Source organism: Bacillus andreraoultii, from assembly GCF_001244735.1.
Lineage (GTDB): Bacteria > Bacillota > Bacilli > Bacillales > Caldibacillaceae > Caldifermentibacillus > Caldifermentibacillus andreraoultii.
In genome coordinates this window covers 2,071,906-2,085,333 of record NZ_LN868937.1, presented here as the reverse complement: position 1 = coordinate 2,085,333, position 13,428 = coordinate 2,071,906, and the positions used below count along the sequence as shown (strand labels likewise).

Sequence of the window (13,428 nt, the reverse complement as noted above, 5' to 3'; positions counted from 1 at the left end):
AAGGGAACGTTGTATCGTGGAAACACCGTCACGTTCATTCGAAAGTCTTTTGGTACGTTAAAGGCGGACAACCTATTCGAAATCATTTATACGGGATTCATTGGGTCGTTCGTAAGAATAAAAAGCGTGTATGGATTGTTGAAGCGGAAATCGACGCCTTGACGCTTTGGTCGAAAGGAATTGCGGCGGTCGCGATTGGTTCGTCTTATTTATCCGAAGCAAAACGCGATTTGATTCTGAAAACGGGAATCGAAGAAATTGTTATCGCGACGGATAACGATAAGGACGGACGAAAAGCCAAGCGGTCAATAATCAAAAGGCTATCGGGATTTGTCGATTTACAAGAAATCATTTGGGACGGATTCGAACGTTATTACAAAGATATAAACGAAGCCCGAAACGAATTGGATAACGTAACAATTAAAGACGTAGATTTATTTGGTTGGAACGAATAGGACTTTCGTTCTATTTTTTTATTTTAAAAGTGTAAACTTGTTGACGTTTTAACATACGGGGAATATAATAAAAGTACAAATTAGCACTCAACGACGACGAGTGCTAACAATTTCGGAAACCGAATAATTGCAACGATTAATCTACAAGTCCATTGTTGGAAATACGCGACTTTGTTATTTGGAGGTTGGTCTATATGCAAGTTTATTAAAGCCGTGAATTTCCTTGGTTTATAGGGGATTTGCGGCTTCTTTTTATCTATTGCGTAAACAAGTTTACAAGATTTTTAGATTTTTAGTTTTCAAGTGTCACAAAACAACAATTTCAAACAACATTTCAATTCAAAGAAAAAATCAACGAATTCGAAAGGGGAAATGATTCAATGGTTAAAAATCTTTGGGTAGAGGTTGAAGAATTGGCGGTTCAATATGTGAACGAGGAAGACGAAATCAAACGTCAAGCTATTCTTGGTGAAGCGTTAGAAGTTGCAGAAGGCTACGTTCAAACTTGTGTAAACAACGCAGTAAACAAAGCAAGAAACTACGGTTTAGAAATTCCAAGAGAAGATTTTCTAAGTCATTTTATGGAAGCACTTTGGAAAGCAATCGAGGGTTACGACGTTAATAGCCATTCAAAATTCAAAAGCATTATTTTACGTCGTTTCCATTTAGCAGAAGCGACAACATGGCGACTATACAGAACAAAAGGTAACAACGGCGATAAAGACGGTTACACTTACGATTCTGTCCGTTGGGATTCGTTAGATAGAACGGTTAGCGGAAGTAATAATGAAGAAGAAAAATCACTTGGCGAAGTTATCGTTGGCGAAGCACAATCAGCCGAAGACGTTGCAATCGACAATTTCGAAATCGAAGAAATTCTAAGCGGTTTCGAAAAAGAAAACGAAAGATACGCAAAAGTTATTCGCTTTATGTATTTAGGATATGAAGGCGACGACCTTGCGATTGTAACGGGCGAAGCCGACAAATATAACGCAAAAGTTCGTAAGTTGGTTCAACGTGCAAAACAATCGTTCAAAAAATATATGGACGAGTTGGCGTTCAATTAATTTGAACGTCAGCCGTCACAAAATGCGATTTATTTACAACATTTTTAGATGTATACGGGAAAATCCCGTTGATATAAAAAATCAAATTTGTAAGGGGGGTTCGATACTATGTCCGTATTAATGGGACGCGGTGAACAAGCCAAAAAAGCACTTGAAGGCGGAAGTGGAATCGACTTAAAGAAAATCTTTATTCGATTAAAGGCGGGTCAAAGTCGCAAAGTTCGAATCCTTACGCCTTATGATTACGTTGCTTACAAAGCACACGGTCATTATGCGAAAGGGGTGTATACGCAACCATGTATTAAAGTTGCGGGCGAACGTTGCTTACTTTGCGAAGCCGCGAACTACGACGGTGATTTGGTAGAAAAGGACGACAACGGAAAATCCGTTTGGAATTCAATGTACGCAAAGAAACGCGTTCTATTCGCTTTTGTCGATTTGGAAGAAGACGAAATTCGTGTATTTGACGCAACCAAATCGCAAGCCGACGGATTGATTGCAACAATCGACGAATACGCCGACGAATTGGATTCCGTTGCCTTTACGTTCAAAAGAACAGGCGATAGGCAAGAAACAACTTATTCGTTGAATCCGATTATGCCTAAGAAAATGAAGGAAGTCCAAGAAGTGTTCGACAAATGGGACGGCGAAGAAGTTCCCGACGAACTATTCGAAGAAGCCGCACAAGCAAGAACAACCGAACAACAAGCGAAGGAATTAAAACAAGCGGGCTTCCCAGTTGAAGAAGTATTTGGCTTCGAAGTTGCGGACGACGAAAACGAAGATACCGCAGACGAAGACAAAGGCGAACCAATCGCCGAAGAAGACGACCCTACCGAAGATTTCTAATCGAAAAGGCGGCTTAATTGCCGCCGTCCATTGGGGGTGAACGAATGAGTACGAAAGATTTTATCGGATATATGCTTATTATGATTCTTCTAATCATGGTATGCGGCGGTCTATTTTCTTTATTATGGAACGTTACAATGCCGTATATATTCGGTCTTCCGTCAATCGGAATGGGACGAGGAATTGCGTTTTACGTTCTAATTCGTTTGTTAATTTCGGGAATATCCTTCCAGTTGTATAAGGGTGAATAACGAAAATTATGGCGGCAACCCGCCGTCATTCAAATATTTAATATTTCTTTGGGGGTGTTTCTCATGGTTGAACCATACGCAAAAATTAATCTTAATAGTGGATTTGAAAATTATGGATTTGGATTTGAAGACGCTTCTTACGAATATCGACTAGACGGATTTACCGTTGTTCAAGGTCTTGTAAGAGTTAATAAAACCTTAACAAATAATGAAGTTCTTGGACAATTCCAATATCCTTATTCGGGTCATACCCCAACTAACGGAACTTTAAGATTTCCAGTAGTTTCCGAAAAAGGCGTTATCGCGGTTGATATAACAACATCAGGACAAATAATTGTTCGCGGAGAAGCTGGAAGTTGGATTTCATTGTCAGGAATTGTATTCAATACTCACGCAAAAGGTTGATAATTTCTAGCCCGCCCGTCACAAGGCGGGTTTTTTCAACAACATTTTTATATGTAATAACAATTCACGAAAGCGGGGGTTGACAATGAATGAACAACTTGATTTCGGTTGGGACGACCTTGCAAAAGAAGTGAAACAAAAGCAGACCAAACAAAACGAAGCCGTAAAGAAAGCACGAAAGAAAAAGAAAGCGGCAAAACCAATGACCCACGAAGAAATGTTAGCGAAATGGAAAGAGATTTTGTCAAATCCGAAAAACTCAAAACCCGACCAAAGACGGTTGGAAGAAACGTTCGAAGCGTGGAAGAACGGAAAGGTTTATCCGCAAACGCCGAAATTATCCAAGGCGGAAGCCCTTCGAATGTACGCAAGACTTTCGGAAATGCAACGCGAAGAAAAGTTGAGGGAAATGGTCGAAAATACACCGAAGAATTATCACTTGATTCAGACCGAAGAACAACTTGAACAAGTTTGTCGTTGGTGGGACGGCGAAGAACTTGTTGGTCTTGATACGGAAACCGACGGGTTAGACGTTGTTTACGGTAAAAACAAAATGGTCGGGATTTCATTATCGTTCCCGAACGTTGACCAACACGTTTATATTCCAGTTCGTCACCAAGAAGGAAAACAACTTTCGGTCGACGTTGTGATTCCGAAATTAAAACCGTACTTGGCGAACAAACACAAACGCAAAGTTCTTCATAACGCTAAGTTCGACGCCCACGTTATCAGTATGGAAGGCGTAAAACTACGCGGACTTCAAATGGACACTATGATTGCTATGTGGGTATTGAACGAAAACGAACCGACTTATCGTTTGAAAGACCTTTCGAATAAATACGCGAAGTTTATGGGAATCAAACCCGAAAACGATACGTTCGGCGAACTATTCGGAAAGGCGACTTTCGATACAATTCCGTTAGATATTGCCCTTGTATATGCGGCGAAAGATACGGATTTAACGGTCAAGTTCTATCGTTTCCTTGACGAACAATTCAATCGAAAACACTTGAAGAAGATTCGCGACTTGTATTACGAACTTGAAAATCCGTTATTGAACGTTTGTATCGAAATGGAAGAAAACGGGTTCTTATTGAACGAAGACAAAGTTCATACAGTACGCGAAGAACTTTACAAAGAAAAGGACGAATTGGAAGATAAGCTAATCAAAACGTTCGGCGATATTAATTTCAATTCGCCCGCCCAACTATCCGAAGTTCTTTACGACAAATTGAAACTACCCGATATTTCGGGAAAACGTTCAACGGATAAAGCAACGTTGAAAAAGTTAGCCCAAGATTACGACGAAGTTCAATTATTGCTTGATTATCGTAAAGCAACGAAATTGATTTCAGCGTTTATTGATAAATTACCCGAAATGGTCAAACGGACGGGTCGCGTTCATGGTCAGTTTATCCAAAACGCAACGGCGACGGGACGATTTGCTTCGAAAGAACCGAACTTACAACAACTACCGCCAACGGCAAGACAAATATTTAAAGCACCAAACGGATTTATTATTTTGGGTTCGGACTTTTCACAAATCGAACCGCGTGTATTGGCTCATATTTCGGGCGACGAAGATTTGCAACGACCTTATAAAGAAGGTTACGACCTTTATTCAACACTTGCTTCACGGGTTCTTAAATTACCAATGGAATATTGTCTTGACGGGGCAGTAGACCCGCAAGGAAGACAACCAAGAAAAATGATGAAAACGGGACTATTGGCGGTTATGTATGGAACGTCAATGTTTACGTTATCCAAACAACTAGAAATTCCAGTAGAAGAAGCGGAACAATTTATCGACGATTTCTACGAAAGTTATCCGAAAGTTGACGCTTGGATAAAGTCAGTTTGGGAATTCGTCAAAGAACACGAATACGTCGAAACCCTTTATGGTCGGAAACGTCGATTCCCAAAACACAAACAACAAGCGATAATCTACGACGAACTTGCGGAAGAAATTTGTCGCATACTTGGAACGAAAAAAGTTCCTTCCAACATTTGGGAATATAAAGACCTTCCTTATAAATTAAAACGTCAATTCCAAAACGTTAAAGGAAGCGTTGAAAGAGTTCGACGTCAAGCGGTGAACGCAATTATCCAAGGGTCAGCCGCGGATATTATGAAGCGGGCTATGTTACGTCTTGACGCGGTCGCTAAGAAATACGAAGGTTGGAAGATTCTTGGAACGGTTCACGACGAAGCATTATTGGAAGTTCCCGAAATTATCACGTTAGAACAAACGGCGGAAATCGAAGAAGCTATGATTGGTTCTACGTCATTAGATGTTCCGTTAAAGGTTGACGTTGCTTTCATGTACGAATGGGGCAACGAAATTCCTAAAAAAGAATGGTTCAAAGCGGCTTAATCGCCGCCCCCGTTCTTACAAGTAAACAAGATTCAAGGGGGTTTTGGTAATGCAAAAATCAAAGTTATTTATAGCGAGGGGTGAAGAATTACGCGACGACGTTATTAATCAAGACCGCGGCGAAGAACTAACGAAAGCTATGTTACACCATTTCGAAAGATACCATTCGTTAGACGAAATTTTCGATAAAGAAATCGAAGAACAAATCTTATTGGACGAACTAGAAAACATTCGAAATCCTAAACAATTAAACTTTGAAAAAGGTCTTGTAACGTTCACGCCTTCGTCAGTATCGAAAACAAATCGCGAACTTTATTATAAGGCGAAACATTATCCGAAGGACGAACAAATCTTGTTACCGTATCAAAGACGTTGGGTTCGCAACGGGTCAGCCGTTCACGCGGCGGTTCAAAAAGATTTATTGTATGCGGAACAACATTTGAAAAATCCCGCGTTTACGGTCGAAAAAATGAAAGACGGTCGCCCTGCTTGGGAACACAATTTGAAGGACGTAAAACAATTCGAACACAACGGACGACGTTTCCAATTATTCGGAATGATGGACGGAATTCTTCATTACAAAGACGGTTCAAGAATCGGATTCGAATTCAAAACGAAATCAACGACAATTTCAGCGGTCGGCAATTTCAAAATGAAAGACGCCCAAGACGGTCACAAACAACAAGCTATCGCCTATTCGTTGTTATTTGGCGTTGACGAATTTATCTTCGTTTATGAATCGTTAGCAAAAGACGGTTGGTTAAAAGGTACGGACGCAAAACCCGACCTTCGGGCGTTCTATTTCAAGCCTTCCGACCTACAAAAAGAAGAATTACTAGATAAGTTCGCAACGGTTGTCGAACACGTCGAAAACGACGATATTCCCGAAGCCGTTAAAGACGGAAGCGTTTATGTATTCAGCGAATATAAAGAACAGTTGAAGAAGGACGGCGGATTCGATTATTTCGCTTGGGAAGAAGAACAAAAACGAATCAAAGCAGAAAGGGCGGCGAAACGCAAGGCGGCGAAGAATAAATGACAAAAGAAATCTTCGTTCTAGGTCTTGACGTTTCAATGAATTCTACGGGTTGGGCGGTTCTTGGCGTTAAAGGTCAAGCCGTCCGCTTGGTCGATTCGGGGATAATCAAAGCGAATCAAAAGCAACCCCACGGAAAAAGGCTTCGAAAACAACGCGAAACATTTAAAGCGATAATCGAAAAATATCGTCCGAAATACGTCGCAAGGGAAGCGGGGTTTTCCCGTCATATCAAAGCGACCCAAACGTTGTTTAAAGCCTACGGGGTCGCCGACGAATTTTTCGCCGAAGACGACCTTGTAGAATACGCCGCCGCTACAATTAAGAAAGTAGTAACGGGTAAAGGAAGGGCAACGAAAGAGGAAGTTGAATCAGCAATTAGAAAATTGTTGAATCTTCCCGATTCGTTCGAATTCCAAAGCGACGACGAATCAGACGCGGTCGCGATTGCTATAACGTTAATTCGAGATAAAAGTCTTATATAGGGGGTGTACGAATGGATAAAGTCGAAGCCTTCCTTAATGAAATAAAAGACGGTTGTTTAGCACTTTGGGAAAACTTTGGGGTTCTTCCTTCCGTTGCCGCGGGTCAAGCCGCACTTGAAAGCGGTTGGGGAACTAGCGAACTTGCTACGAAATATAACAATTTGTTCGGAATCAAGGGCGAATATAACGGTCAATCCACCCAAATTCCGACTACCGAATTTTACGACGGCAAAACACCGATAAGAGTTGTCGACGGCTTTCGGGTCTATCCGAATTGGAATACGTCGATTTTAGATTACGGGGCGTTCTTGTCGTCTAGGAAATGGTACGCGGACGCACTTGGCGTTCTTGATTATCGCGTACAAATTGAAAGAATTCACAAAGCGGGTTACGCTACCGACCCGAACTATGCCGAAAAAGTTATTCGAGTAATCGAACAAAACGATTTAAGGGAATGGGATTTAATTACCTTTGTTCAAGATTACGAAAACGGCGAAACAAATGAAAAACCGATAACAAAGCCGAAGGACAAGCCGAAAGAAAAACCACAAGAACAACCAAAGGAAAACGTTAAAGGGGGCGATAACATGGCGGTTGTATGGTTAGATGGCGGACACGGCGGACACGATAGTGGGGCAGTTGGAAACGGTCTTCGCGAAAAGGATATTACGTTAAAGATTACAAAACGAGTTGGTGAAATCTTATCGAATAATTACAGCGGTGTAACTGTTAAGTATTCACGGACAACAGATAAGTTCTTATCGTTAAGCAAACGGGCAGATTTGGCAAACGCCGCAAATGCCGATTACTTTATGTCGATTCATGTAAACGCGGGCGGCGGAACAGGTTACGAAGATTATATTTATAGCGGTTGTAAGACAAACGGGGCAACCGATAAAGCCCGTCAAGTAATTCACGGCGAAGTTAAGAAAGTATTGAACAAGTACGGAATCCGCGACCGCGGTATGAAAAAAGCGAACTTTGCAGTATTACGCGAAACAAAAATGCAAGCAATCCTTGTAGAAACGTTGTTTATTGATACCGCAAAGGACGCAAATCACTTGAAAAACGCTAACTTTATCGAAGATATTAGCCAAGCATACGCAAGCGGTATCGCGAAGGTTGTCGGGGCAAAACGTAAGTCAACGCCAAAACCACAATCAAAACCAAATAAATCAAGCGGAACAATCTATCGCGTTCAAGTCGGGGCTTTCAAATCAAAAGCTAACGCCGAAGCATTAGAAAAGAAAGTTCAAGCGAAAGGATTTGACGCCTTCGTTAAACTTGTCGACGGGCTTTATAAAGTCCAAGTTGGGGCTTTCAGCGTTAAAGCTAACGCCGAACGGCAAAGAGATAGATTGAAGAAAGCAGGATTCGACGCGTTTATCACAACAAAATAAAATTGAATACTAACGATTCGGGGTAACGAAAATTGCCCCGAATTTTTTCTTCTTTGCGTCACAATTCCAGCGAAATCAACAACATTTTGAATTAGTAATCAAGGAATAGGGGGTATTGGAAAAATGAACTTTAAAATTCGTTTACCGCAATCCTTTATTGACGAAGTAAAACAAACCTTAAAACCTCATTGGGGGGCGTTAGGTTGGGTCACTTATAAACGAACTTATGCCCGTTGGATTGAAAACGAAAACCGTAACGAAGAATGGCACGAAACAGTTAAACGAGTTGTTGAAGGAAATATCAATCTTGACCCACGACTAAAAGCAGAAAACGTTCCTTTGACCGTCCTTCACGAATTGGAACACGAAGCAAAGCAATTATATAAACTTATTTACGGTCTAGCGGGGGCGGCAAGCGGTCGTAACCTTTGGATTTCGGGAACTGATTTCCAACAACGAAACGGCGACGCTTTGAATAATTGTTGGTTTATCGCGATTCGTCCGCAAGCCTATGGCGATTCTCATATCCTTCCGTTCTATCTAAAAGATAAAGACCAAATCACGGTATCAATGCCGTTTTCATTTACGTTTGACCAACTTATGAAAGGCGGCGGCGTAGGTTTTTCCGTGGTTAAAGAAAACATGGCGAAAATGCCGAAAGTTGACCGTAAAGTTGAATTGGTCGTAATTGTCGGCAAAGAAAACGGCGATTACAACGATATTATCCAAGCGGGGGCAATCGACCGCGACGAATTTTATCGCAATCTAAAAGAAGACGAACCGAAGACAATCGTTTATAAAACAGACGATAGTCGCGAAGGTTGGGTTATTTCAGACGCTTTGGTAATTGATTCCCACTTTACGAAAACAATCGAAGACGTTGAAAGAATTGTTATCGACGTAACCGACGTTCGGGAAAAAGGAAAACGAATCAAAGGATTCGGCGGGGTCGCAAGCGGGGCGAAACCACTTGTCGAGTTAATGTTTAAAGTAAACGAAATCTTGAACGTTGCGTTCGGTCGAAGAATTACGTCCGTTGAAGCTACTGATATTTTGAACTTAATCGGAAAAACAGTTGTTGCGGGTAACGTTCGTCGTTCGGCGGAAATCGCACTTGGAAGCCCCGAAGATTCGGAATATATCACAATGAAACAAGACAAAGAAGCGTTAATGTCTCACCGTTGGGCTTCGAACAATAGCGTTATCGTTGACCGTTCATTTGACGATTACGGATTTATCGCAAGTTCTATCGCCGTAAACGGAGAACCAGGGATTGTTAATATCGAATTGATTCGAGACTTTGGACGAATTATCGACGGTCTACAAAAGGGAATCGACGGGGACGCGGAAGGAACGAACCCTTGCGGAGAAATTTCACTAGAAAACGGCGAAAACTGTAACCTATTCGAAATATTCCCGTTAGTTGCGAAAAAGCAAGGTTGGGACTTGGAAGAAGCGTTCGCCCTTGCGACAAGATACGCAAAACGTGTAACATTCTCAAATTACGAATGGGAAGTTACTAGAAAAGTAATCGAAAAGAACCGTAGAATCGGCGTATCTATGTCGGGAATTCAAGATTGGGTATTGAAAGACTTTGGCGGTCGTTTAGTCGTTGGATTCCAACAAGCGTATGACGACAACGGAAATATTATCGAAGAACCAATCTTCAATAAAGAAGCCGCGAAAGTAATCGACGGATTGTATAAAGCCGTTGTTCAAGCCGACAAAGAATATTCCGCAAAATTAGGTTGCAACGAATCTATTAAACACACAACCGTAAAACCTAGCGGAACAGTTTCTAAACTTGTCGGGGTCAGCGAAGGAATTCACTACCATTACGACAAGTATATTATCCAACGTATTCGATTCCAAGAAAACGACCCGTTAGTTCCTGCAATTAAAGCGGCGGGCTATCACGTCGAACAAGACGCTTATTCCGCAAATACGGTTGTTGCCGAATTCCTTGTTAAAGCACCGTCAGCAGACGAAGAAGGATTCGTTGGGGCTAACGACGTATCTATCGAAGAACAATTTGCTAACCAAGCGTTCATGCAAACGTATTGGGCGGACAATAGCGTATCTTGCACAATTACGTTCCAAGAACACGAAAAAGAGAAAATCAAAGATTTATTAGTCCAATACAAGGACGAAATGAAATCTACGACTTTACTACCGTTTAGCGGTCACGGTTACGTTCAAGCACCGAAAGAACCAATCAGCAAAGAAGAATACGAAAAACGTATCGCAAACATTAAGGGCGACGTTCAAACCTTCTATAACTTAATGCAAGATATTCAAGCTATGATGGCGAACGACGTTAAAGAAGGCGAATTTGAAATCGTCGGACAACAAGATTGTGAAGGCGGGGCTTGCCCAATTAAATAATAAAAGGTCGGGGTTGTTTTATACCCCGTTACCTTAATTACATATTGACGGATTTATTCCGTCGAATAAAAATTCGGGGCGTATTATAGCGGTTGTAGAACTCATATTGTACCTCATTGGTTTTTCGGTGATGTTTATATTAGATTTTGCGTAGAAACCGATTATAGTAACGTTTATGTATCGCTAACTTGTAGTGGTATTACGGGCGTTGCGTCACCTTACTATGATTGGAAAATGGAACTACAACGTAATTCGGGCGGAACATGGAATACGGTCGGAACGCGTACTGGCTACCTTACTATGGATTCGCCTTCGTACAGAACGTTTACTAATGTTCGGGTAACTGGAGAACAAATGCGGGTGAAGGTAACGTTCTATGACGCCCTTGGAGATGGTTTAGATTACAGTATCTACCATTATTGGACTAGATAATTTAAGGCGGCTATATAGCCGTCAATAAAAATAAAATTTAAGGTGGGGATAAATATGCCTAGTTATTGTGAATCTATTTGGGACAGATGCGAAAATCAATTGATTGAAGGTCACACCGACGCAAGTTGGTACACCAAAAATGCAACGTCCGTTGACTTTTATCACGGTTATCGTTATGGTGGATTGCCAACTTGCGACTATACGTTGTATTTAGAATACCAAAATTCGACAGGCGGTTGGACAGTTGTACGTTCACACACAGGATACTTTAAGTACGGGGTAACTGTAAGTTTTAGTTTGCAGTATTGTCCGCAAGCATATTACCGAGTTAGAGGTAGGTATCAAATGCGAGGTAGTTCCGAAATTGACACAAACACTACAGCTAAGTTTTGGGTGGAAAGGTAACAATTAAATATCAAAATTTGTCGTCTTCCTTCGGGAAGGCGTATTTTTTTTCGTTTACATACGTCACAACCGAAACAGAATCACCAACATTTTATAGTGAATAAAGATACAAGGGGGAATCCTACAATGGCTAGTTTCGGTATCGCCGCACGAAATCACGAACAAAAGGCGGCAATTCAAACATTATACAACGATAAACCCTTCTTGTTTTTAACGGGGAAAGCGGGAACAGGTAAAACGTTAATTACGCAAGCCGTTGGACTTGAACGAACTATCGAAAATCACGATTTCTCAAAGTTAGTTTATACACGTTTACAAATACAACTTGGCGAACATTTAGGATATTTGACGGGCGACGTAAACGAAAAGACTTATCCGTTTATCGCACCGTTTATGGACAACTTGGAAGTAATGTCGCACAAAGCGAAAGATATTGTTGAATATTTCGCGTTAGATAATGGAAAACGCGACCGAAAATCAAAGATATTCTTCGACCCGATTCAAACATTAAGGGGTCGTTCAATGTTAAACACCTTCGTTATGATTGACGAATCACAAAACCTTGATATTCATACAATCGCGGCAATCGCAACAAGACCCGCGTTCGGAACGAAAATTATATTCTTGGGTAACTTTGCACAAATCGACAATCCGAAGTTACGAAGACCCGAAGCTAACGGAATGTTTTGTTTACTTGAAGGAATGTACCGCGAAGACCCGAATTTCGAGTTCTTCGACCATATAAACTTAACGATTGAAGAACGTCACCCCGCCGTTGGTCTTGTTGAAAAAATTCTTCGGAATAGCGACGTTGACCCGAAATTCGAAGAACTAGAACAACGCGGGAACGTAAAGGGGGTTGCGTAATATGGAAATGAAACCAATGCCGGAAAATTTACCTTTCGCGATAATGTTTACGGAATCTATTAATAAAATGCCGCACGTTCACAGTTATGCTTACGAAGAAGACCGCGACGCAGTTTACGAAAGTTTTATAGAAACGGGCAGAATTACGATTCGCGACGATAACCTTGGCGGAATAGAACGGGAAGTTGAACCCGTCTACGTTGCCCGAATGGATTTCGTTGACGGAACGGTGAATATGACGAAAGTAATCGAAAATATCGAAGAACTTTGATTGGACGGAATTGCCGTCCTTTTTTATTTTATCAAAATTTTTAATGTAAACTTGTTGACGATTGTCGAAAACTGGCATATAATATAATTGTAAACAAGATTACGAAGGGAGAAGATTACATGAAAACAAATCTCGAACTTTGCCGAGAAGCATTTCAAGCGATTAATTCCTTTAAGAGAAGCCGTTGCCTAACGCAACAGTACAGAAAAGAAGGCGACGAACTGAAATCGCAATATCACGAATTGAAAATGTATAAAGAGTTCGACCGATTAGAACTAGCGTTACGGGCGATTCAAAAGAACGAAAGAATAGTACAATATCGTCAAGAACACGACGACGAACACGACGAGGACGAAGAAGATGACGACGACGATAGCGAAGATAACGAAGTAGTAGAACAAGAAGTAGAACAAGAAGTACATTAAGTCGAATAATAATAGATAACGTCCCGAACAAAAAGTTCGGGCGTTTTTAATTTAGCCGTCACAAACAACCCCAAAGTCACAACATTTATAAGTGTAAACAAGACTACAAGGGGTTGTTGCGAATGAAGAATAAATTCGAAATTCGTGGCGACGTGACGGTTATCTTCCTTCGATATAAGGGGGAATCGACCACAACGTTAATATCGACCGAAGACCTTCCAAAGGTGTCTTCGATTCAAGGTCGTTGGTATGCTATGAACGTTGGGTCAAATGAAGAACCGAAAATCTACGTCGGAACTAATATCGGCGGTGTTACGATTT

Annotated in this window: 16 protein-coding genes and 1 pseudogene; all 17 read left to right on the top strand. The window is 41.2% G+C overall.

The annotated features are described in order from the left end of the window. On the top strand, positions 1-455 hold a 455-nt coding region (locus tag BN2144_RS15135), incomplete at its 5' end, for a toprim domain-containing protein (protein WP_042338022.1). Positions 456-835: 380 nt separating this feature from the next. Further along, a complete protein-coding gene (gene bacL2, locus BN2144_RS15130) occupies positions 836-1,522 on the top strand; it encodes a BacL2 family protein (protein WP_033829071.1) in 687 nt (228 codons plus the stop codon). A gap of 108 nt (positions 1,523-1,630) precedes the next feature. Further along, the gene (locus BN2144_RS15125) at positions 1,631-2,371 is read left to right on the top strand and encodes a hypothetical protein (protein WP_050632337.1); all 741 of its coding nucleotides are present in this window, start codon (positions 1,631-1,633) and stop codon (positions 2,369-2,371) included. A gap of 44 nt (positions 2,372-2,415) precedes the next feature. Continuing rightward, on the top strand, positions 2,416-2,622 hold the full coding sequence (locus BN2144_RS15120) for a hypothetical protein (protein WP_033829070.1): 207 nt from the start codon (positions 2,416-2,418) through the stop codon (positions 2,620-2,622). A 63-nt stretch (positions 2,623-2,685) separates the two neighbouring features. Further along, positions 2,686-3,027 (top strand): hypothetical protein, encoded by a 342-nt coding sequence (locus tag BN2144_RS15115; protein ID WP_033829069.1) that lies wholly within the window; start codon positions 2,686-2,688, stop codon positions 3,025-3,027. 85 nt (positions 3,028-3,112) lie between these two features. Then, positions 3,113-5,401: a DNA polymerase gene (locus tag BN2144_RS15110; RefSeq protein WP_050632336.1), complete on the top strand. Its 2,289-nt coding sequence runs from the start codon at positions 3,113-3,115 to the stop codon at positions 5,399-5,401. Positions 5,402-5,450: 49 nt separating this feature from the next. Next, complete coding sequence (locus BN2144_RS15105; protein WP_075047848.1) at positions 5,451-6,440, top strand: hypothetical protein; 990 nt, start codon at positions 5,451-5,453, stop codon at positions 6,438-6,440. Beyond that, the gene (locus tag BN2144_RS15100; protein WP_033829068.1) at positions 6,437-6,922 is read left to right on the top strand and encodes a crossover junction endodeoxyribonuclease RuvC; all 486 of its coding nucleotides are present in this window, start codon (positions 6,437-6,439) and stop codon (positions 6,920-6,922) included. The genes BN2144_RS15105 and BN2144_RS15100 overlap by 4 nt, the downstream gene beginning before the upstream one ends. Positions 6,923-6,933: 11 nt before the next feature. Continuing rightward, positions 6,934-7,359: pseudogene (locus BN2144_RS20470) on the top strand (glycoside hydrolase family 73 protein); the annotation flags it as partial. A 150-nt stretch (positions 7,360-7,509) separates the two neighbouring features. Then, positions 7,510-8,322, top strand: coding sequence for an N-acetylmuramoyl-L-alanine amidase (locus tag BN2144_RS20465; protein ID WP_033829073.1), 813 nt, complete (start codon positions 7,510-7,512; stop codon positions 8,320-8,322). A gap of 123 nt (positions 8,323-8,445) precedes the next feature. Next, on the top strand, positions 8,446-10,707 hold the full coding sequence (nrdJ, locus tag BN2144_RS15090; protein WP_033829067.1) for a ribonucleoside-triphosphate reductase, adenosylcobalamin-dependent: 2,262 nt from the start codon (positions 8,446-8,448) through the stop codon (positions 10,705-10,707). 234 nt (positions 10,708-10,941) lie between these two features. Further along, positions 10,942-11,139 (top strand): hypothetical protein, encoded by a 198-nt coding sequence (locus BN2144_RS19730; RefSeq protein WP_139017903.1) that lies wholly within the window; start codon positions 10,942-10,944, stop codon positions 11,137-11,139. Between the two features lie 54 nt (positions 11,140-11,193). Then, positions 11,194-11,544 carry a hypothetical protein gene (locus tag BN2144_RS15085; protein WP_050632335.1) on the top strand — a complete coding sequence of 117 codons (351 nt, stop codon included), beginning with the start codon at positions 11,194-11,196 and terminating at the stop codon, positions 11,542-11,544. A gap of 126 nt (positions 11,545-11,670) precedes the next feature. Next, the gene (locus BN2144_RS15080; protein ID WP_033829066.1) at positions 11,671-12,411 is read left to right on the top strand and encodes a PhoH family protein; all 741 of its coding nucleotides are present in this window, start codon (positions 11,671-11,673) and stop codon (positions 12,409-12,411) included. A gap of 1 nt (position 12,412) precedes the next feature. Then, positions 12,413-12,682, top strand: a complete 270-nt coding sequence (locus BN2144_RS15075; RefSeq protein ID WP_033829039.1) for a hypothetical protein — start codon at positions 12,413-12,415, stop codon at positions 12,680-12,682. Between the two features lie 119 nt (positions 12,683-12,801). After that, a complete protein-coding gene (locus BN2144_RS15070) occupies positions 12,802-13,107 on the top strand; it encodes a hypothetical protein (RefSeq protein WP_033829038.1) in 306 nt (101 codons plus the stop codon). A gap of 122 nt (positions 13,108-13,229) precedes the next feature. After that, positions 13,230-13,428 (top strand): hypothetical protein (locus BN2144_RS20460; protein WP_033829065.1); only part of this gene is annotated, 199 nt, incomplete at its 3' end.

What these genes read in the sequence shown, in the direction of transcription:
- BN2144_RS15125 (WP_050632337.1), top strand. Translation starts at nt 1,631, where the DNA reads ATGTCCGTATTAATGGGACGCGGTGAACAAGCCAAAAAAGCACTTGAA.
- nrdJ (WP_033829067.1), top strand. Translation starts at nt 8,446, where the DNA reads ATGAACTTTAAAATTCGTTTACCGCAATCCTTTATTGACGAAGTAAAA.
- BN2144_RS20465 (WP_033829073.1), top strand. Translation starts at nt 7,510, where the DNA reads ATGGCGGTTGTATGGTTAGATGGCGGACACGGCGGACACGATAGTGGG.
- bacL2 (WP_033829071.1), top strand. Translation starts at nt 836, where the DNA reads ATGGTTAAAAATCTTTGGGTAGAGGTTGAAGAATTGGCGGTTCAATAT.
- BN2144_RS15120 (WP_033829070.1), top strand. Translation starts at nt 2,416, where the DNA reads ATGAGTACGAAAGATTTTATCGGATATATGCTTATTATGATTCTTCTA.
- BN2144_RS15115 (WP_033829069.1), top strand. Translation starts at nt 2,686, where the DNA reads ATGGTTGAACCATACGCAAAAATTAATCTTAATAGTGGATTTGAAAAT.
- BN2144_RS15080 (WP_033829066.1), top strand. Translation starts at nt 11,671, where the DNA reads ATGGCTAGTTTCGGTATCGCCGCACGAAATCACGAACAAAAGGCGGCA.
- BN2144_RS19730 (WP_139017903.1), top strand. Translation starts at nt 10,942, where the DNA reads ATGGAACTACAACGTAATTCGGGCGGAACATGGAATACGGTCGGAACG.
- BN2144_RS15110 (WP_050632336.1), top strand. Translation starts at nt 3,113, where the DNA reads ATGAATGAACAACTTGATTTCGGTTGGGACGACCTTGCAAAAGAAGTG.
- BN2144_RS15075 (WP_033829039.1), top strand. Translation starts at nt 12,413, where the DNA reads ATGGAAATGAAACCAATGCCGGAAAATTTACCTTTCGCGATAATGTTT.
- BN2144_RS15100 (WP_033829068.1), top strand. Translation starts at nt 6,437, where the DNA reads ATGACAAAAGAAATCTTCGTTCTAGGTCTTGACGTTTCAATGAATTCT.
- BN2144_RS15070 (WP_033829038.1), top strand. Translation starts at nt 12,802, where the DNA reads ATGAAAACAAATCTCGAACTTTGCCGAGAAGCATTTCAAGCGATTAAT.
- BN2144_RS15105 (WP_075047848.1), top strand. Translation starts at nt 5,451, where the DNA reads ATGCAAAAATCAAAGTTATTTATAGCGAGGGGTGAAGAATTACGCGAC.
- BN2144_RS15085 (WP_050632335.1), top strand. Translation starts at nt 11,194, where the DNA reads ATGCCTAGTTATTGTGAATCTATTTGGGACAGATGCGAAAATCAATTG.